Annotated in this window: 17 protein-coding genes; 6 read left to right on the top strand and 11 right to left on the bottom strand. The window is 61.9% G+C overall.

Annotated features, from left to right (window positions below; genetic code table 11):
- Nucleotides 1-103 precede the first annotated feature (103 nt).
- Both LIS66_RS06145 and LIS66_RS06140 read left to right on the top strand, forming a co-directional pair.
- Nucleotides 104-757, top strand: a complete 654-nt coding sequence (locus LIS66_RS06145) for a COG3650 family protein (RefSeq protein WP_227973812.1) — start codon at nt 104-106, stop codon at nt 755-757.
- 95 nt (nt 758-852) lie between these two features.
- Nucleotides 853-2,466: an NAD(P)/FAD-dependent oxidoreductase gene (locus tag LIS66_RS06140; protein ID WP_042608210.1), complete on the top strand. Its 1,614-nt coding sequence runs from the start codon at nt 853-855 to the stop codon at nt 2,464-2,466.
- Between the two features lie 116 nt (nt 2,467-2,582).
- On the opposite strand, the gene LIS66_RS06135 is transcribed toward LIS66_RS06140, so the two are convergent.
- Nucleotides 2,583-3,677 carry a PLP-dependent cysteine synthase family protein gene (locus tag LIS66_RS06135; protein ID WP_227973811.1) on the bottom strand — a complete coding sequence of 365 codons (1,095 nt, stop codon included), beginning with the start codon at nt 3,675-3,677 and terminating at the stop codon, nt 2,583-2,585.
- 250 nt (nt 3,678-3,927) lie between these two features.
- Here LIS66_RS06135 and nhaA point away from each other — a divergent pair, with 250 nt between their 5' ends.
- The 3 genes from nhaA to LIS66_RS06120 all read left to right on the top strand — a co-directional run bounded on the left by nhaA (nt 3,928) and on the right by LIS66_RS06120 (nt 6,787).
- Nucleotides 3,928-5,112 carry a Na+/H+ antiporter NhaA gene (nhaA, locus tag LIS66_RS06130; RefSeq protein WP_123418052.1) on the top strand — a complete coding sequence of 395 codons (1,185 nt, stop codon included), beginning with the start codon at nt 3,928-3,930 and terminating at the stop codon, nt 5,110-5,112.
- A 219-nt stretch (nt 5,113-5,331) separates the two neighbouring features.
- Nucleotides 5,332-6,525 (top strand): S-type pyocin domain-containing protein, encoded by a 1,194-nt coding sequence (locus tag LIS66_RS06125; RefSeq protein ID WP_227973810.1) that lies wholly within the window; start codon nt 5,332-5,334, stop codon nt 6,523-6,525.
- 10 nt (nt 6,526-6,535) lie between these two features.
- Nucleotides 6,536-6,787 (top strand): pyocin S6 family toxin immunity protein, encoded by a 252-nt coding sequence (locus LIS66_RS06120; protein ID WP_042608216.1) that lies wholly within the window; start codon nt 6,536-6,538, stop codon nt 6,785-6,787.
- 72 nt (nt 6,788-6,859) lie between these two features.
- Here LIS66_RS06120 and LIS66_RS06115 read toward each other — a convergent pair whose 3' ends face one another.
- The 6 genes from LIS66_RS06115 to dinG all read right to left on the bottom strand — a co-directional run bounded on the left by LIS66_RS06115 (nt 6,860) and on the right by dinG (nt 15,454).
- The gene (locus LIS66_RS06115) at nt 6,860-7,324 is read right to left on the bottom strand and encodes a glycine zipper 2TM domain-containing protein (protein WP_016771369.1); all 465 of its coding nucleotides are present in this window, start codon (nt 7,322-7,324) and stop codon (nt 6,860-6,862) included.
- Between the two features lie 176 nt (nt 7,325-7,500).
- Complete coding sequence (gene pdxH, locus LIS66_RS06110) at nt 7,501-8,148, bottom strand: pyridoxamine 5'-phosphate oxidase (RefSeq protein WP_042608217.1); 648 nt, start codon at nt 8,146-8,148, stop codon at nt 7,501-7,503.
- A gap of 24 nt (nt 8,149-8,172) precedes the next feature.
- Nucleotides 8,173-9,276 carry an OmpA family protein gene (locus LIS66_RS06105; RefSeq protein ID WP_227973809.1) on the bottom strand — a complete coding sequence of 368 codons (1,104 nt, stop codon included), beginning with the start codon at nt 9,274-9,276 and terminating at the stop codon, nt 8,173-8,175.
- A 113-nt stretch (nt 9,277-9,389) separates the two neighbouring features.
- Nucleotides 9,390-10,535 (bottom strand): EstA family serine hydrolase, encoded by a 1,146-nt coding sequence (locus LIS66_RS06100; RefSeq protein ID WP_042608219.1) that lies wholly within the window; start codon nt 10,533-10,535, stop codon nt 9,390-9,392.
- Between the two features lie 210 nt (nt 10,536-10,745).
- Nucleotides 10,746-13,214: a beta-galactosidase gene (locus LIS66_RS06095; protein WP_227973808.1), complete on the bottom strand. Its 2,469-nt coding sequence runs from the start codon at nt 13,212-13,214 to the stop codon at nt 10,746-10,748.
- Nucleotides 13,215-13,309: 95 nt separating this feature from the next.
- Nucleotides 13,310-15,454 carry an ATP-dependent DNA helicase DinG gene (gene dinG, locus LIS66_RS06090; RefSeq protein WP_024011911.1) on the bottom strand — a complete coding sequence of 715 codons (2,145 nt, stop codon included), beginning with the start codon at nt 15,452-15,454 and terminating at the stop codon, nt 13,310-13,312.
- A gap of 97 nt (nt 15,455-15,551) precedes the next feature.
- Here dinG and LIS66_RS06085 point away from each other — a divergent pair, with 97 nt between their 5' ends.
- Nucleotides 15,552-16,016 carry a CopD family protein gene (locus LIS66_RS06085; protein WP_227973807.1) on the top strand — a complete coding sequence of 155 codons (465 nt, stop codon included), beginning with the start codon at nt 15,552-15,554 and terminating at the stop codon, nt 16,014-16,016.
- Nucleotides 16,017-16,225: 209 nt separating this feature from the next.
- Here the strand turns inward: LIS66_RS06085 and LIS66_RS06080 are convergent, their stop codons facing one another.
- The 4 genes from LIS66_RS06080 to LIS66_RS06065 all read right to left on the bottom strand — a co-directional run bounded on the left by LIS66_RS06080 (nt 16,226) and on the right by LIS66_RS06065 (nt 18,927).
- Complete coding sequence (locus tag LIS66_RS06080; RefSeq protein ID WP_227973806.1) at nt 16,226-16,984, bottom strand: collagen-like triple helix repeat-containing protein; 759 nt, start codon at nt 16,982-16,984, stop codon at nt 16,226-16,228.
- Entirely contained in the window at nt 16,977-17,258 is a 282-nt protein-coding gene (locus LIS66_RS06075) for a DUF1145 domain-containing protein (RefSeq protein ID WP_042608223.1), read from the bottom strand. The genes LIS66_RS06080 and LIS66_RS06075 overlap by 8 nt, the downstream gene beginning before the upstream one ends.
- A 160-nt stretch (nt 17,259-17,418) precedes the next feature.
- Entirely contained in the window at nt 17,419-18,141 is a 723-nt protein-coding gene (locus tag LIS66_RS06070; RefSeq protein WP_042608224.1) for an OmpA family protein, read from the bottom strand.
- A gap of 90 nt (nt 18,142-18,231) precedes the next feature.
- Entirely contained in the window at nt 18,232-18,927 is a 696-nt protein-coding gene (locus LIS66_RS06065) for an OmpA family protein (RefSeq protein WP_024011908.1), read from the bottom strand.
- Nucleotides 18,928-19,078: the final 151 nt, after the last annotated feature.

Here is a 19,078-nt window from a genome sequence, read left to right as displayed (position 1 = left end):
CACAGGACTTTATGGTTCCCTGCAGAAACTGCCGCAGGCTGCGATCTTTTGCATTTGGGGGTCAGGCTGCGTAACGTGGCAGCACTTGTCTGGAGAGCCAAAGATGCGTGTTGCCCGTTCGTTCGTCCTCGTTGCCCTGCTGCCGTTGTTTGCCGCCTGCCAGTTGTTCGACGGCCAGCGTGCAAGTGTGTCCCATGCCGGGCAGACGCGGATGCAGGGGCAACTGACCGCCGCCGACGGCAAACTGGTGTTCCAGCCGTGTCAGGAGCAGCGGCAACTGGTGGTCAATGACATCGGCGGCACCAGCGTCCTGCAAGAGGCCGCCACCCTCGCCGACGAGCAAGGCAAGCTGTTTGCCGATGTGCGCGGCAAGGTCTCCGGCGATCGCCTCGACCTGGGCCAGTTGTATCGCGTCGAACGCTCCGGCACAGCCTGCGATGACCCGAATTTCAAACTGTTGATCCTGCGCGCCGCCGGCCATGGCCCGGAGTGGAACGCCAAGGTCAGCGGCAAAGGTATGGTCATCGAGCGCGACGGCCAGCCCCCGCTCGCCGTGCCCTATGTGGAAGAGCAACTGGGCGACGGCCGCTTCAATCTCAGCAGCGAAGCCAACAACCAGCGCATCGAATTATGGGTCGCGCCGCAGCGCTGCGTCGACAGCAGTACCGGCAGCGTGCAGCACATGAGCGCCGAGTTGCGCATCGACGGTCAGGTCCAGCGCGGCTGCGGCTATTTCGGCGGCGCGCGCAACGACTGATCGTTTTTCCCCCACGGATCCGCTCGCGGCGGCTTATAATCGCCGCCTTCAAACGCCCTGGCGCAGTTGTGCGCCCCGCGAATCCGGATCCCGCCATGTTACGAATCACCGAACTCAAGCTGCCAATCGACCATCCCGAAGAAGACCTGCGCGCCGCCATCGTGCAGCGTCTGGGCATCGCCAGCGATGATCTGCTCGATTTCACCTTGTTCAAGCGCAGCTATGACGCGCGCAAAAAGTCCTCCGAACTGTGCTTCATCTACACCATCGACCTCAACGTACGCGATGAGGCCCGAGTGTTGGCCAAGTTCGCCGACGACCGTAACGTCAACGTGGCGCCGGATGTCAGCTACAAATTCGTCGGCCAGGCACCGAGCGATCTCGGCCAGCGGCCGATCGTCGTCGGTTTCGGCCCGTGCGGTATCTTCGCCGGTCTGCTGCTGGCGCAAATGGGCTTCAAACCGATCATTCTCGAGCGCGGCACCGAAGTCCGTCAGCGCACCAAGGACACCTGGGGCCTGTGGCGTAAAAGCGTGCTCAATCCCGAGTCCAACGTACAGTTCGGCGAAGGCGGCGCGGGTACATTCTCCGACGGCAAACTCTACAGCCAGATCAAGGACCCGAAATTCCTCGGGCGCAAGGTTCTGCATGAGTTCGTCAAGGCCGGCGCGCCGGAAGAAATCCTCTACGTCAGCAAGCCGCACATCGGTACGTTCCGCCTGACCGGCATGGTCGAAAACATGCGCGAGCAGATCCGTGAACTGGGCGGTGAAGTGCGCTTTCAGGAGCGCGTTTCCGACGTGCTGATCGAAGACGGCCAACTGCTCGGCGTGCAACTGGCCAGCGGCGAAACCCTGCATTCCAAACATGTGGTCCTGGCCCTCGGCCACAGTGCCCGCGACACCTTCCGCATGCTCCATGGCCGTGGCGTGTTCATGGAAGCCAAGCCGTTCTCGGTGGGTTTCCGCATCGAGCACCCGCAATCGCTGATCGACCGTGCACGTCTGGGCAAATACGCCGGCCACCCGAAACTCGGCGCTGCCGATTACAAGCTGGTGCACCACGCCAGGAATGGCCGTTCGGTCTACAGCTTCTGCATGTGCCCGGGCGGCACCGTGGTCGCGGCGACGTCCGAGCCCAATCGTGTGGTCACCAACGGCATGAGCCAATACTCGCGTAACGAGCGCAATGCCAACTCCGGCATCGTCGTCGGCATCACCCCGGAAGTCGATTACCCGGGCGGCCCGCTCGCCGGTATCGAGTTGCAGGAACGCCTCGAATCCCACGCGTTCATCCTTGGCGGCAGCGACTACAAGGCCCCGGCGCAACTGGTTGGCGATTTCATCAACGGCAAGCCTTCGACCGAACTGGGCGAAGTCGAGCCGTCGTACAAGCCGGGCGTGGCGCTGGGTGATCTGGCTCTGGCACTACCGGATTTTGCCATTGAAGCAATCCGTGAGGCTTTGCCGGCGTTCGAAAAGCAGATTCGCGGTTATTCGCTGCACGACGCCGTGCTGACCGGGATCGAGACCCGCACTTCGTCGCCGCTGCGCATCACCCGCAACGAGTCGCTGCAGAGCATGAACGTCAAGGGTCTGTTCCCGGCCGGGGAAGGCGCGGGCTATGCCGGCGGGATTCTCTCGGCGGGCGTGGACGGGATTCGCATTGCCGAGGCCGTGGCTCGCGATATCCTCGGCCTTACTGACTGATACAAAACCCTTGTAGGAGTGAGCCTGCTCGCGATAGCGGCGTGTCAGTCAGCATTTATGGCGTCTGACACACCGTTATCGCGAGCAGGCTCACTCCTACATTTGATTGGGGCGTGTTAGATATTGGCGCGCAACACCGAGGTCGGCAGCGCCTCCCCGCGCTCGGCACTCGCCGCCACCGCTGCAATCAAATCACCCAGTTCATACCCCTGTGCTTTCAGCCAATCCTGATCGTAGTACGTGTCGGCATACCGCTCGCCGCCATCGCACAGGATCGCCACGATTGACCCAGAATGCCCCGCCGCTTTCATCTTCTGCGCCGCCATCAGGGCGCCGATCAGATTGGTCCCGCTCGACCCGCCGACATGCCGCCCCAAACGCTGCGCCAGATAATGCATGGCGGCCAGCGACAAGGCGTCCGGCACCTTGACCATCGCATCAATGACCTTGGGCAGAAACGATGCTTCCACCCGAGGCCGGCCAATGCCTTCGATGCGCGAGCCGCAGTCCAGGCGCAGGCTCGCATCACCACTCTGGTAAAAATCGAAGAACACCGAACGCTCGGCATCGGCACACAACACGCGGGTGCAGTGCTGGCGATAGCGCACGTAACGCCCGAGGGTAGCGGTGGTGCCGCCAGTGCCGGGGCTGGAAATCAGCCAAGTCGGCTCAGGGTGTTTTTCGAAACGCATCTGCTGGAAGATCGACTCGGCGATGTTGTTGTTCGCCCGCCAGTCGGTGGCGCGTTCGGCGTAGGTGAACTGGTCGATGAAGTGACCGCCATGCTCGCGGGCCAGACGCTCGGATTCGGCGTAGATCTGCGTCGGATCCTGCACCAGATGGCTCTGGCCACCGTAGAACGCAATCTGGGCAATCTTCTCTTTCGAAGTGGTCGCGGGCATCACCGCGATAAACGGCAAACCGAGCATGCGCGCGAAATACGCTTCGGAAATCGCCGTCGAGCCGCTGGACGCTTCGATCACCGGCGCGCCGGGTTTCAGCCAGCCGTTACACAGCGCGTAAAGGAACAGCGAACGGGCCAGGCGATGCTTGAGGCTGCCGGTCGGGTGACTGGATTCGTCCTTGAAATACAACTCGATGCCGGCAAAACCGGGTAGCGGCAAAGGGATCAGGTGGGTGTCGGCGCTGCGCTGGAAATCCGCCTCGATGATGCGGATGGCTTCGCGGGCCCACTGTCGGTTGTCGCTCATGGTCTCGTTTCTCATGGAATCGGACAGGAGATGGGTCTCCTGAAAAAGGTCTTGCGCAAGCTTAGGAAATATCCCGCAGACGGCAAAGATACAGCTGAGTCTCAATGTGTCAGGCAACTGCTAGGCTCAATGCTTCCGAGCCAGACAGCCTGTAACGCCATATAACAAAAAAGAATATAACTTTTGTTTTAACAACTAACGGTACGGGTTAGGGTAGCCCACCTTTTTCACCAATCGATGGAGAGCGACCTTGCCTCTGCGTAGCACTTTCACGCGTTTCTTTCAGTTGGAAGCTGCCAGCGGTCTGTTACTGATCGCCGCAGCCATTCTCGCCCTGATCATCAACAACTCACCATTGTCGTGGCTGTACACCGGCCTGCTCGACACTCCGGTGGTGGCGCAGATCGGTGCGTTGAAAATCGCCAAACCCCTGCTGCTGTGGATCAACGACGGCCTGATGGCGCTGTTCTTCCTGCTGATCGGTCTGGAAGTCAAACGCGAAGTGCTCGACGGTCAGTTGTCCAGGCCCTCGCAGATCGTCCTGCCCGGCGCTGCGGCGATCGGCGGCATGCTGGTGCCGGCGCTGATCTACTGGTTCCTCAACCGCGACAACCCCGCCGCCCTGAGTGGCTGGGCCATTCCGACCGCCACCGACATCGCTTTCGCCCTCGGCGTATTGGCGCTGCTCGGCAAGCGCGTGCCGGTCTCGCTGAAATTGTTCCTGATGACCCTGGCAATCATCGATGACCTCGGCGCCATCGTCATCATCGCGATTTTCTACTCTGGCGAACTGTCGACCCTTTCGCTGGGCCTGGCGGCGGCCTGCATTGCCGCGCTGGTGGCGATGAACCGGCTCGGCGTGGTCAAGCTCGGGCCGTACATGATCATCGGCCTGATCCTCTGGGTCTGCGTGCTCAAGAGCGGTGTCCACGCCACATTGGCCGGTGTGACCCTGGCTTTCTGCATCCCATTGCGGACGAAAAATGCCGAGCCGTCGCCACTGCTGACCCTCGAACACGCGTTGCACCCGTGGGTCGCCTACGGCATCCTGCCGCTGTTCGCTTTCGCCAACGCCGGCCTGTCGCTGAGCGGCGTCACCGTCGAAAGCTTCACCCACGACGTACCGATGGGCATCGCCATCGGCCTGCTGCTGGGCAAGACCATCGGCGTGTTCGGCCTGACCTGGCTGGCGGTCAAGATCGGCATCGCCGCCCTGCCCCAAGGCGCCAACTGGGGCCAGGTCCTCGGCGTCGCGATCCTCTGCGGCATCGGCTTCACTATGAGCCTGTTCGTCGGCTCGCTGGCCTTCGAACCCGGCGTGAGTGATTACGCAGGAATGGATCGGATGGGCATCCTCACCGGCTCGATTCTCGCGGCGCTGATTGGTTATGCGGTGACGGCGGCGGCGAGTCGCAAGAATTCACAACTGCAATAACCCTTGCTCCCGCTGAACTGCGCAGCACGCCCACTTCTTGGGGGCGCTTCGCACCCCAGCGGGAGCAAGCTCCCTCGCCACAGATTCCTCGCCTCTCAGTTAAGCAGCGAACAATCCCCACGTCTTTAGCGACGCGTCCTACAGCCGCGCTTTCCCCGCTTCGATAACGTCGTGCAGCCCCTCTCCAGGGGCTGTCGATGGTGAACGAAGGGACGATCAGTGGCGCGGTACAAGGACATTCCCCGGGTGCAAAACCCACCGGAGGGCGACGGACATCACGTTACCTGGCGCTATATGACGGCGGCTGAACTGGCCGAGCGCGAAGCCGGGCAAAATGCCTACGATGCGATGCTGGCGCGGCAGGAGGCTTTCGAGCGCAGCCGGGAAGTGGCGGCGAAAAAACCTGAAGCTGTGCGTGCCGGGTGCGTATTCGCCAAGTCGTGCAAGTTGCCGGATGCGATCATCGATTACAGCAATCCTTCCGGCATGGTCCCGACCGACAGCCTGAAGGATTACGGCGAGCTGATCCTGCTCGGCGCTCGCGAAGCCGACGCAAGCGGCGGCATTCCACTCAAGAAAATCAGCGCCAATGCGATCCCGATCGGGTTTGGCAGTCTGGCCTTGGCAGGCTCGGCTTTTGAAGCGCTGCCGGCGCTCGTCTCCAGTGCGGTGGCTGCGCCCTTGATCGGGCTGGTTGCGCTGCTGATCCCGTCAAGCGTGAGCGACAGCGCGCTCTACACCGATGAGCAACTGAGCACACTCAAACAAGCCAGAACACGCGTACGCCTGCGCGTCGAGCAACAGGCCAATGGCAGCCTCAAGGGTTACGGCTTCTACACCGGCAAGAACCGCGATTGGGAAATGGTCGATGTCGTGCAGTTCACTGCACGCGGCGACCGGTTCGTTGCCGATCTGGGTGAAGGCGTCGAACTGCTCTGGACCCCGGCGGTGGATGGCTCGGACATCCTCGGCATTCCGGCGCTGGAGGCTGCCCCGCAGGCACCGCATATCTGGGTCTATCCACCGACGAAAGCGGCGGACGGGATACTGGTGAATCCGCTTTATCCGCCGGAGTATCGGGATTTTATTCTGGTGTTTCCGGCAGATTCTGGCGTGAGGCCGATCTATGTTGTGCTCAGCCGTGCTCGCGACCATGCTTATTACGGCCATCCAAAAACGCTGCCCGCATTCCCTGATGCAGTCAAAGTGAAATCGAAGTCGTCAGTACAAGATGGTGGAAAACAGCGAGCACGTTGGGTAGACCGCAAAGGTCGAATTTACGAATGGGATTACAAAAGCAACGCCGTAGAAAAATACGACAAATTAGGAACGACTCATTTAGGTGAGTTCAATCACTTGACAGGTGAACAAACGGGACCCGCCGATCCAAAACGAAAAACCTCCAGAAATTAAGGATTGAAACATGCGCTTTCTTTCGATTACCGGATTCTTCCCTGACGAAGTTCAAGATGACTCCTTGCAGTTCGAGCTGGATATCACAGGCAGCGAGATGAATGAAAGAGTCGCCCAGCTCATTGAATCCAAGCCCTTGGGTGAGGTGGAACCCGGCGAGTTGTTGTTGACTCAGGATCAGGTAACCGCACTGGAAAATCTGCTCAGCGTCAGTTTCCCAAAGGGCCTCGAATACTTCATGGGGACCTGCGTCAAATACTGACTGACCCACTCACAAGCAAAGAAAAACCCCGACCAGTCACCTGATCGGGGTTTTCTTTACCCGGCTTCCCGCTTAGTGCGAAACGCGGCTGGTCCCGCCAACGGTGGAAATCCGTACCCGCTCGCCAACGCGGAACACTTCATTCTCCTGAACCTGCTGCACATAGGCGCGCATGCTGCCGTCGTCTTCGCGGACGGTGATTTCCACGCCCTGGGTGCGGGTCAGGCCTTCTTCGGTGGCGGAGCCGAGCAGGCCGCCGGCCACTGCGCCAATGACCGCAGCAACGATGCTGCCCTTGCCGCCGCCGATGGCGCTGCCGCCGACGCCGCCGACCACTGCGCCTGCTGCGCCGCCGATCGGGGTTTTGGTGCCTTCGATTTTCACCGGTCGCAGGGATTCGATGGTGCCCATGCGAATCGTCTGCACACGACGGGCTTCGTCACGGGAGTAGGAGTCGCCGGTGAGGCTCGATTGGCAGCCGGTCAGCAACATCGCCATCGTGGAAAAGGAAGCAACCAGCAGAACAGACTTACGCATAGCATCAACTCCAAAAGAACATGTGTTCATTAAACTCCGTGGCCTGGCGTCTGTCACGACACCCTCCGGATAAAATTGGCTTCCATTCAGGCTGGGTACAGATGCCGCGAGCGTTCACTTAAAGTAGCGTGAAATCACCGATCCGCCATCGCCCTTCATCCCGCTCGGTAGACTGCTCAGGGTGCCAGACGTTCAAGAATCCACTCGGCGCCCTGCAGCCGGTAGTTGAGGCGATCATGCAGGCGGCTCGAACGGCCCTGCCAGAACTCGATGCGCTCGGGCAACAAACGGTAACCGCCCCAGTGTTCCGGGCAGTGCGGCTGACTGTCGCTGAAGCGCTGCTCGGTGGCCTTGAGCAAATCTTCCAGCTCGCCACGACCGTTGATGACGCGGCTCTGCGGTGACGCCCAGGCGCCCAGGCGGCTGCCCAATGGACGCACCTGATAATAGGCATCGGACTCTTGCGGCGTGACCTTAACCACCCGCCCTTCGATGCGCACCTGGCGCTCCAGAGTTGGCCAGAAGAACGTCATGGCGGCAAACGGGTTGGCTGCCAGATGCTGGCCCTTGGCGCTGTCGTAGTTGGTGAAGAAGGTGAAGCCCTGCTCGTCCAGGCCCTTGAGCAACAGAATGCGGCAATGCGGACGACCGTCGGCATCGACCGTAGCCAGGGTCATGGCATTGGCTTCCACCGGCGCCTGCTCGGTTTTCACCGCATCGGCGAACCACTGATGAAACAACGCAAACGGCTCGGCCGGGGCTTGCGCCTCGGTCAAACCGTCACGGGTGTAATCGCGACGCATATCGGCCAGAGCCTGGGTCATGGCGGATTCCTTTTCGTTAGCGGATCACTTCTTCGCGGCGTCGGCTGCGGCGACTTTCTTGTCGGTCGCGGCGGCTTTGGCTGGCGCAGTCTTTTTCGCCGCAGCTTTGGCCGGAGCCTTTTTCGCTGGAGCCTTGGCGGCAGCTTTCTTGGCTGGCGCCTTTTTCGTCGCCGGCACAGCAGCTTTCTTCGCCGCAGGCGCTGGGGTGGCTGGTTTGGCCACTGGCTTGACGTCTTGCGCGGCGACCATCGTCACAGGCTTCGGCGCTGGCATGTTGTATTTGCTCAGCAGTGCCACCATGGTGTTTTGCGGGGTGACCAGCAGCTCTACACGACGGTTCAAGGCCCGGCCTTCAACGCTGTCGTTGGCCGCACGCGGCGCTTCCGAACCCATGCCGCGCAGCATCAGGCGGTCACGCTGCAAGCCGCTGAGACGGAAGATCGCTGCCACCGATTGCGCACGTTCCTGGCTCAGCTTGATGTTGGCCGGCGCAGCGCCGCTGGTGTCGCTGTGACCGAGCACCAGCACCGCCGTTTTCGGGTCGGCTTCAAGGATCTTCGCCACGCGAGTGAACGGGCCGAGGGTGACAGGCAGCAGCATCGCTGGACGGTCCGGGTTGAACGAGCCTTCTACCGGCGCCGTCACTACCAGCACGTTGTCGCGACGTTCGAGTTGCAGGTTGCTGTCCTTCACCGCTTCACGCAGACGCGGTTCGTAGTCGTCGAGCCAGGCTTGAGTCACCTTCGGATCCGGCATCGGCACGGCTTTGGCGGTTGGCTGATCCTTACCGCCGAACGGCCACCACCATTTGCCATTGGACTCGGCCTCGGCCTTGGCCATCTCGACCGGTTTGGCTTCAGGTTTGACCTCGGCTTTCAGATCAGCTTTTACCGCTTCATCGCTGGAACCGAACGGCCAGTACCACGGGTTGCTGCTCTCGGTTTTGGCCACTGGCGCGGTCGCCGCCGGTTTCAACGGAGCTGGGGCCGGAGCCGGATCTTTGGCCGCGACTTTGTCGGAAGAACCGAACGGCCACCAGCTGCCGCCGTCCGCGTCGTTTTTCGGGTTCTGTGCGCAACCGGTGATCGCTACACACAGGGCCAGGGCGAGGGTCTTTTTAGATGACATTGAAAATCCACAAAATGAAGTAATGAAAAATCAGAGCACTTTCGCCCGGATAAACAGCCGTTTTGAAACGAAAATCCCTTCGAGGTTCCGATCCTGGAACCTCAGTCGAAGCTTTACAGACAAGTGGCAAGCACCCGCGCCAGCTTTTGCGCGCGCGGATCCATCAAAACGTAAGGCCCCAAAGTATTGGTCACGAAACCGAAGGCGACATCGCGCTCGGGATCAGCAAAACCGATCGAGCCGCCCGCCCCCGGATGGCCGAACGCGCGCGGGCCGAGGCCGTAGGTGGCGTTGGCCACGTCCGGCTGATCGAGCATGCAGCCGAGGCCGAAACGGGTGCGGGTGAGCAAGGTCTTGTCGTCGCCGAGGCTGTGCTCGCGGGTCAGCTCTTCAAGCATCTCGCTTTCGAGCAGACTGCCGTCGAGCAGGCCGGCGTAAAACCCGGCGAGGCTGCGCGCATTGCCGTGGCCGTTGGCCGCAGGCTGCTGCATGCGGCGCCATTCCGGCTTGTTGGTGCTGGTCAGCACCGACGGCGGATTGGTGAAGGCGCGGGTAGTCATGGCAGTCGGTTCGCGCATGGTCACTTGCAGCAGGCGCTGCGCCGCGGCGTCGCCGGCATTGCCCTTGCCACGGGCGATGTGCGCCACGCGATGAAACTCTTCGTCGGCCAGGCCCACATGGAAATCCAGCCCCAACGGCTTGGCAACCCGAGCGACGATCGACTCGCCCGGCCCACGCCCGTCGGCGCGGCGCAGCAATTCGCCGACCAGCCAACCGTAGGTGATCGCGGCATAACCGTGACCGGTGCCCGGCGTCCACCACGGCGCTTCGGCCGCAAGGGCGTCGACCATGGTTTGCCAGTCGTACAGGGCTTCAGGGGCGAGCAATTCGCGCAGCGCCGGCAGGCCGGCCTGATGGCAGAGCAATTGGCGCAGGGTCACCGATTCTTTGCCAGCGGCGGCGAATTCCGGCCAGTAGCGGGCAACCGGGGCATCGAGTTGCAACTTGCCTTCGGCGACCAGTTGCAGCGCGGTGACGGCGGTGAAGGTCTTGGTGCAGGAGAACAGATTGGCGATGGTGTCGCTGTGCCAGGCTTCGGTGCCATCCTTGTCGGCGGTACCAGACCAGAGGTCGAGGACGGTTTCTCCACCGACCTTGATGCACAGGGCTGCGCCGCGTTCCTGGGGATCGTCGAAGAGTGCGGCGAAAGCCTCGCGCACCGCTTCGAATTGAAGCTCGTAATGTCCCTGAATCTGCACCCGCAACTCCCCCGCGAAAACGCTCTACAAAGTGGTCCGCATTGTTCCAGCCCTTGAGGGATTTGGGAACAGGCGCGGGCCAGACGGTTGATCGGCAATTTGTGTTGATCCCTTCGCGAGCAGGCTCGCTCCCACACTGGATCTCAACAGCAGCGAAGATCCCCCGTGGGAGCGAGCCTGCTCGCGAAGAACGATAACGCGGTCTGAAACCTAGTGACCATTCCCCGAATGCCCGCCCGCTTGCGCAGCCCCCGGCGCTTTGCCAGCCTCGGCCTTGCGCCCGCCTTCAGCCTCGGTATTCGGCGTTTTCTGCGCCTCCTTGCCCAACTGCTCCAGCGCTTGCAGATTGCTTTTGCGCACTGCCTCGACAAATCCCTGATACGGCAGATCGGTGACGCCGACCAGTCCGAAATGGCCATTCTCGCCGTCGAGCAACCGGCCAGTCACCGGTTGGTCGAGATACTGGAACCAGTGCACGCCGACAATCGACGGCTCGCTCAGCGCCTGTTTGATGAAGTTGGCATAGGCCGGGCCGCGATCCTCTTCTTTGGCCAATTGCGTCACGCCGCCCCAGAACGGGCCTCGGTCGGCCGAGCCGAAGTTGAATTCGGTGATCAGCACCGGTTTGTCCAGCGCTGCCAGCGCGGCGAAGTCGTAACCGTCCTGCGGCTTGAGCGTGTACATGTTGAAGCTCAACACATCGCAATACTGCGCGCAGGACGCCACGGCCTCAGGCGTGCTGATAGCGAAGCGACCGCCCAGCAGCATCTGGTTCGGCGCGTGCCATTTCAGCGAATCAGAGATGGTCTTGAAATAGGTGTCGGCGAAGACCTTCTGGAAGTATTTGAAGTCCGCTTCGATCTCCGGATGCTCAGGATTGGGCAGCGGCGGCACGAAGCCCGGGTCTTCCATCAACTCCCACGCCGGCAGCTCGATGCCCCACGCCTTGGACAGTCCGGCCTGATTGCGGTACTTGTCGCGCAATTGCTTGAGAAAGGCGCGTTTGGCCGGCACGTCCGTGGTCATTTTCAAGGTGCCGTAAGCCAGCGCGTAGCGAGCCTTCGGATCGTCACCGGCGCCGGCCCAGGCCAGCTCGTTATCGGCGTAGTAACCGATCAGCCACGGATCGTCGCGGTGATCGCGGGCGGCAATGGCTACGGCGCGCTCGGTGGCCATGGCGAAACGCGGATCGAACGGGTCCGGCATGCCGCCCCACCAGTCGCTACCGGTGCTGATGCTGGCGTAATCGCCGACGATCGACAGCGGCAAGGTGTACGGCACGCGCTCAGCGTCCGCCAGCGACGGCGCGCTCCAGTTGCCAACCGTATTGAAACCCCAGGCTTGCAGGCGGTCGAGGGTATGCCGAGCCCATCGTTCCTCATCAATCGTGGCTGTACACGGAGCGGCTTGCGCGCTGGACGTTTGCACCGCGTCGGTCTGCGCCGCTTCGGCGATACCTGACTTCGGCTCGGCAGGCGCCGCCACAGACTCAGCCGCCTGCACCGAACTGGCCTCAGCCGCGCCTGCCTTCGCCGCTTCGGCGATCCCGGCCTTGTTGTCGCTGTCCGGTTGGCACGGTTCGCCGTACAGGCGTTGCAGATTGGCGCCATAGAAGTCGTACCAGCGGCCGTTGCCGTAGCCACGCCCCTGATCGACGCCGTTACCGCCACGGTTGTGGCCCTCGCCGAAATGCGCAGCCAGTGGGTCGCCGTTCTTCGGCAGTGATTCGAACATGTATTCGCGACCCGCTACGTAAGTCTGGTTTACTTGCGGGCTGACGGTGTTGACGCCAAGCGAGTAGAACGGATGGCCTTCAGGGGTCACCAGATACCAGCGGCCGTCGCGTTTTTCCGTGCGGAAGAAACCGCTGGACTTGAACGCCGGGCCCTTGTTCCAGCCGCCGAATTTGTCCAGCGAGGACTTTTCGCGCTCGGCCAGCCAACTGTTCAGTTGTTGCTGTTCTTTGCTGGCGGCGCTTTTCAGTTGCTCGTCGCTGCTGACTTTTTCCGGCCATTTGCTGCGGGTCGACTGCCCGTAAGCATCGACCAGATTGCCGTACACCGCCTGCGTCACCGACTCGCCGTCCTGCACGCCGAAACGCTCGAGCAGCAGGCTCTGCGCAACTTTCGGCTGATCCATCGACAGGCTCACCGAAACCACTTGGCTGCGGTCGATCTCGCCCGTGCTGCTGGCCAGCAGGATGCGCTGGCCGTCAACGGTCATCGGCATCGGCGGCCCGGCTTTCATGCCCTGACTCAGCGGCGTCGAAGCCACCAACGGCACCAGCAAGGTTTGCGCGGGGCCGGCCGGCAGATCGACGCGGCTGAGCAAAGTGCGGCCATCGTTGCTCTGGATCTGCACATAAACCGTCACCGCCCAGTTCATCGAACTCTGCAGGCGCAGGGTCATCATCCCGGACTGCGACCAGTCCCAGGCGCCGGTCTGTGGCGTCAGGCGCAAGGTCGGCCGGGCGACCGGGTTGAACGTCACCCGACGCAGCACTTCGCCTTCCGCGGTCTGTTCGGCATTTGCCTGCGGCAGGTCGGCGTTTTCCGTGGCGACCTTGACCACATCGGCCGGGCGCACGAAGTTGAACAGCGTCTGCTGACCGGCGGGCGCGGCCAGCGACGGCGCGGCAAAGATCAAGGCGAAAACAGCGGGCAACGAACGGCGGATCATAAGAACGGAGTTCTCCCTAACGACCAGTCAAGGCCAGTGGAAAAGTGCTAGCAGAGAGATAGACAACGCGGCGGGCCAATCGGCCCACCCGTGTCTCAGGATATTTCACGACGGAAAGGCGGCAACGCATTGAGGATCGCCTTGCCGTAGCGCTGGGTGACCAGACGCCGGTCGAGCAAGGTGATGGTGCCGCGGTCTTCTTCGGTACGCAGCAGACGGCCGCAGGCCTGAACCAGTTTCAGCGAGGCATCGGGCACGGAGATTTCCATGAACGGATTGCCGCCGCGCGCTTCGATCCACTCCGACAACGCAGCCTCGACCGGATCATCGGGCACCGAGAACGGAATCTTGGCGATCACCACGTGCTCACAATAAGCCCCCGGCAAATCAACACCCTCGGCGAAACTGGCCAGCCCGAACAGCACGCTGGAATCACCGCCATCGACCCGTGCCTTGTGCTTGTTGAGGGTTTCCTGTTTCGACAGGTTGCCCTGAATGAACACTTGTTTGCGCCAGTCGCGGTCGAGGCCGTCAAAGACGTCCTGCATCTGCTTGCGCGAGGAGAACAGCACGAGGGTGCCGCGCGAACCTTCGACCAGATCCGGCAGTTCGCGAATGATCGCCGCGGTATGGGCGGCGGCGTCGCGCGGATCGGCCTTGAGATCCGGCACGCGCAACACGCCGGCATCGGCATGATGGAACGGGCTCGGCACCACCGCCGTAACGGCTTTTTTCGGCAGGCCGGCGCGCATGCGGAAACGATCGAAAGTGCCCAGCGCCGTCAGCGTCGCCGAGGTCACCAGACAGCCGTAAGCGACGTTCCACAAACTGCGCCGCAAGGTTTCCGCCGCCAGAATCGGACTGGCGTTGACCTCGATGTCGAACAGCGAGCCGCTTTCGGCCAGGGTCAGCCAGCGCGCCATGGGCGGGCTGTCTTCCGGGTCTTCGGCGGTGAACGCGGTCCACAGCTCCCAATTGCCGGAAGCACGGGACAACAGGCTGCCGAACAGCGGATACCACTCTTCGGCCTGATTGCTGGCAATGCCGATATTGACCTCGCCATCCATGCCTTCCTTGAGCAGATCGGTCAGACGCTGGAAGAGGTCGTTGAGGCGCGAATAGCCTTTTTTCAACTCGATGCCCATCTCGCGCATATCCTCGGGAATTACCCCGCCGACGAAGCGGTGACGCGGGCGCTCGCGGCCTTCGACGTCTTCGCCGGGTTTGAAATCGGCGATCTGCTCGCATGCAGTGAACATGAACTGCTGCTGGGTCTTGATCTCCCGCGCCAGCTCCGGCACCTGCTCGATCAGCTTGCCGAGATCGCCCGGCAACGGGTGCTGGGCGAGCAGTTTGGTCAGATTCTTCGCGGTGGTTTCCAGCCAATCGGCGGTGGAACGCAGGCGCGTGTAATGGGCGAAGTGGCCGATGGCCTTGTCCGGCAGGTGGTGGCCTTCGTCGAACACGTAAATGGTGTCGCGCGGATCCGGCAGCACGGCGCCGCCGCCCAGAGCCAGGTCAGCCAGGACCATGTCGTGGTTGGTGACGATCACGTCGACCTTGCCCATGCCTTCGCGGGCCTTGTAGAAGGCGCACTGGCCGAAGTTGGGGCAATGCCGGTTGGTGCACTGGCTGTGATCGGTGGTCAGGCGCGCCCAGTCGGCGTCTTCCAGGGCGTTCGGCCAGCTGTCACGGTCGCCGTCCCACTTATTGCCGGCGAGCTTTTCAATCATGCTGGTGAACAGCTTCTGGCTGGCCTCGTCGACTTCGATCTTGAAGCCTTCTTCCTCGAACAGCTGCGCGGTGGCGGTCTGCGCGTGGCCTTCCTGCAGCAGCATGTCGAGTTTGGACAGGCACATGTAGCGGCCACGGCCCTTGGCCAGGGCGAAACTGAAATTCAGCCCGCTGTTGCGCATCAGGTCGGGCAAATCCTTGTAGACGATCTGCTCTTGCAGGGCGACGGTCGCGGTGGCAATCACCAGACGCTTGCCAGCCAGTTTCGCCGTGGGGATCGCCGCCAGGCTGTAGGCCACCGTCTTGCCGGTACCGGTGCCGGCTTCCACCGCGACAATCGCGGGGTCGCCACTGCGCCGGCCTTCATCGTCGGTGTCGATATCGCCGAGTACCTTGGCGATTTCGGCGATCATCAGGCGCTGGCCATAACGCGGCTTGAGGCTCTTGGCCTCTAGAAAACGCGAATAGGCGCCCTGGATCGTGGTTTTGAGTTCAGTGCTGATCATTGAGTGTCGGGCGCAAAACGCTGGATAAATTTTCAGTAGTTTGGTTCGGCGGCTATCATACCCCGCTAATCGATCCCGCGCAGAACGGAGTGACCCAATGACACCTTTTAGCCTCGTTTATCCCCTGCATGTCCTCGCCGCTCTGGTGTGGGTTGGCGGCATGTTTTTCGCCTGGATGGTCTTGCGCCCTGGGGCTGTGAAGGCTCTCGAGGGCCCCGCTCGCCTGACCCTGTGGGTGGAAGTGTTTCAAGGTTTTTTCCGCTGGGTCTGGGTCGCGGTGATTCTGTTGCCGATCAGCGGCGTAGGCATGTTGCACTTGCAGCAGGTCGGCTTTGAGACCGCACCGAAGTATGTGCAGGTGATGATCGGTTTGTATGTGGTGATGACGGCGCTGTTCATCCGCATTCAGGGGTTGATGCTGCCGGAGTTGCGCAAGGCGGTCGAGGCAAAGGACTGGCCGGCGGGTGCGGCGGTGCTGGGGCGGATTCGGCGGGTGGTGGGGCTTAATCTGCTGGTCGGGTTGGTGTTGGTGGCGGTGGCTGCGGCTCGGCCGATGTTCTGACAATCTGCGACTCAAAGATCAAAAGCCCCTCACCCTAGCCCTCTCCCAGAGGGAGAGGGGACTGATTGGGGGATATTGAGGAGTTACGCCGACTTGGAAGATTTTCGCTGAATCCATAATCGACCTGGTCTTTCAGGTCGATGGATAGCGACAGACACCTCGGTCGGCTCCCTCTCCCTCTGGGAGAGGGCTGGGGTGAGGGCTTGCCTTTAGAGACGCTGCACGGTTACGGCACCCGCCGCCCCTGTCGGCCCAGGCTGCCCATCAGCCCCGGCCTTGCCGTTCTTGCCGCCATCGGCGCGATACACCAGGCAGCCCTTGGACTTGCCGCCCTTCCCCGCTTTACCACCGACACCCGCCGGGCCGCCGGCACCGCCAGCCACGTTGACCTTGATCAGCTCGGCCGGGAAATCCCGTGGCACGGCAAGGCGCACCAGCGCACCCGGCGCGCCCGGCTGGCCATCACTGCCGTCACTGCCATCGGCGCCGTGGCCAGCCGAACCATAGGTGCAGCCCGGATCTTCACCGTTGCCGCCGTCGAGGCCGACGAAACCCGGTGCGCCGGTGCCGCCACGGGCATCGACGGTCAGTTGCGGCGCGCTCAGGGCCTGAAATTGCAGGTTCAGATTGCGCCCGGCGCGGGCAGCCTTTTCATAAGTGCCGGGGGCGCCGCGTGCGGTGATCTGGCTGCCGTCGCTCAACTCGGCGCGGTTGACCTTCAGCTCCAGCGCCTGTTCCGCCGGCACGATGGCGATGCGCGCTTCATGGCCAAGGCGCAGTTCATCGATGTTCAATTCGGTCACGTTGGACGGGATCAGCAAGGTGCCGTAATCGGCAACTTCCAGCTTCTCCAGTTGCAGGGTGCTGGTGGTGTTGGGCAAGCGCATCAGCGAATTGCTTTGCACGTTGACCACTTGGGCGCAGGCCAGTGGACTGATGAATGCAGCGAGCAGGCAGAGTTTACGCATGGGAAGAAGCCTCCGGAGCGGCCGGGGCCGGGATGGTTTGCAGATGGAAAACGCCGAACAACAGAATGCGCCCACGATCACGCCAAGGATGCGGACGCCCCTTGAGACTGCGATTGCACAGCAGCACTTCGAGTACGTGAATCAGCAACAACAGAGCGCCAGCCAGATTGACCAGCAGATGCAGCGGATGGACGAACGGCACCAGTTGATTGGCCAGCACCACGCAGCAGAACAGCAGGGTCAGCAAACGCCCCAGCCCCCAGAACACCTTCATACGCTCCCCCGTGTTGCGAATTATTCTTTGCACGCACAGTACCGGCTTCTGCGGGGGATAAGCCAGAGGGAAAAATGAAATTTCTACAAACACCGGGTAAAAGGCTGCCGAGCCGATGATTTCGGCCCGGCAGCTCTAGCCTGCGGACTACAGACCTTTCCTAACGATTGATGTGCAGCTCGACGCGGCGGTTTTCTGCGCGACCTTCATCGCTGGCGTTATCGGCCACCGGTTCACTCTCGCCTCGCCCTTCGCTGGTGAGCTTGTTCGGCGCCAGGCCCTGACTGAGCAGGTACGCGGCGACACTGCTGGCACGGCGTTCCGACAATGCCTGGTTATAGGCATCGGAGCCTTTGCTGTCGGTATGCCCGATGACTTTGATGCTGACCACATCGGCATTGCGCAGCTTGTCCATCAAAGTGTCGAGCTGGGCTTTTGCTGCCGGGGTCAGATCGGATTTGTCGAAATCGAACAACACGTTGCCGGCATCGCTCAGGGTGATCACTTCGGTTTGCGGCGCCGGTTCGACCGGTTTTACTGCGACCGGATATTGCGGCCGCGGGCAGCCACGGTGATCGACTTCGGTGTTTTCCGGCGTGTCCGGGCAGCGGTCGCGGCGGTCGAACACGCCGTCGCTGTCTTCGTCGCCATCCTGGGCATAACAGATCAGGCCACCGGTGACGATGCCCAATGCCGCGCCGCCGCCGGCCCAGCCGGCGCTTTCAATGGCACCAAGACCGCCGCCGACCAGGCCGCCAAGCAGGCTGCAGATCGGCCACGTACGTTGATTGAGGGGGGCGGTGCCATCGCTGTGAGTGGCACAACCGGTGAGCAAGCTGCCAAGCAGCAGCACCGGCAAGACGGACCTTGAGAAAACACGCATTTGTGAACGCTCCTGTGTACCGGCCCATACCGGTTACACAGGAGTAAAGACCCGCATCCGCGACTGCACAAGCCGCGGATGCGAGAGGGGCTAGCGGACGATTTTGATTTCGGTGCGACGGTTCTGCGCGCGACCATCGGCCGACTTGTTGTCAGCGACAGGCTGGCTTTCACCAAGGCCCGACACCGAAACGAAGCTGGCACGCGGTACGCCCTGCTGGATCAGGTATTCCACCACCGAGTGCGCACGCCGATCCGAGAGTTTCTTGTTGTAGGCATCGCTGCCGACACTGTCGGTGTGACCGGTCACGGTCAGTTGCGCGGTGGAGGACTCCTGTTTCAGGCGATCGGCGACTTTGTCGAGCACTTGCTTGTCAGGGCCGGTCAGCGTGGCTTTGTCGAACTCGAAGTGCACATCACGAATGACGATGGTTTCCTCCTTGACCACAACCGCTTCTTCGACCACTGGCGCAGGCGTCGGTGGTGGGCAACCGTCAGCATCGACCTGCACACCTTTTGGCGTGCCCGGGCACTTGTCGCGACTGTCCGGCACGCCGTCGCCGTCCTCATCGCCATCACCGTGCACCCAGCAATAAGCCGCCGCCGTGCCGCCAACCAGCAGCGCACCATAACCGGCCCACGAAGCGCTTTCCGTCGCGCCGAGACCGGCACCGACCACACCACCGACTGCCGCACAGGTCGGCCAGTCGGTTTTCTGCAAACCTGCACAACCAGTCAACACACTGGTTAGCAGAACCAAGGGTAATGCTGTCCGAACTATGCTCATCTAGTTTTCTCCTGAGGGATCGGCTTGAAACCGATTCAGGGATTAAAGACCGGAGTTTTAATCTCCGCCAGCAATAGGCCACCGCTGTTTGCGACCGTGTTCACAGGGGTTTGCCACTTTTAAGGAAAACCACGCAACCGGGCGCTTTGCC

It is taken from the genome of Pseudomonas sp. HN2 (assembly GCF_020736465.1).
In the GTDB taxonomy this organism is placed as follows: Bacteria; Pseudomonadota; Gammaproteobacteria; order Pseudomonadales; family Pseudomonadaceae; genus Aquipseudomonas; species Aquipseudomonas moraviensis_A.
The sequence above is the reverse complement of the archived record's forward strand: the minus strand, read 5'-3'. Positions and strand labels throughout refer to the sequence as shown.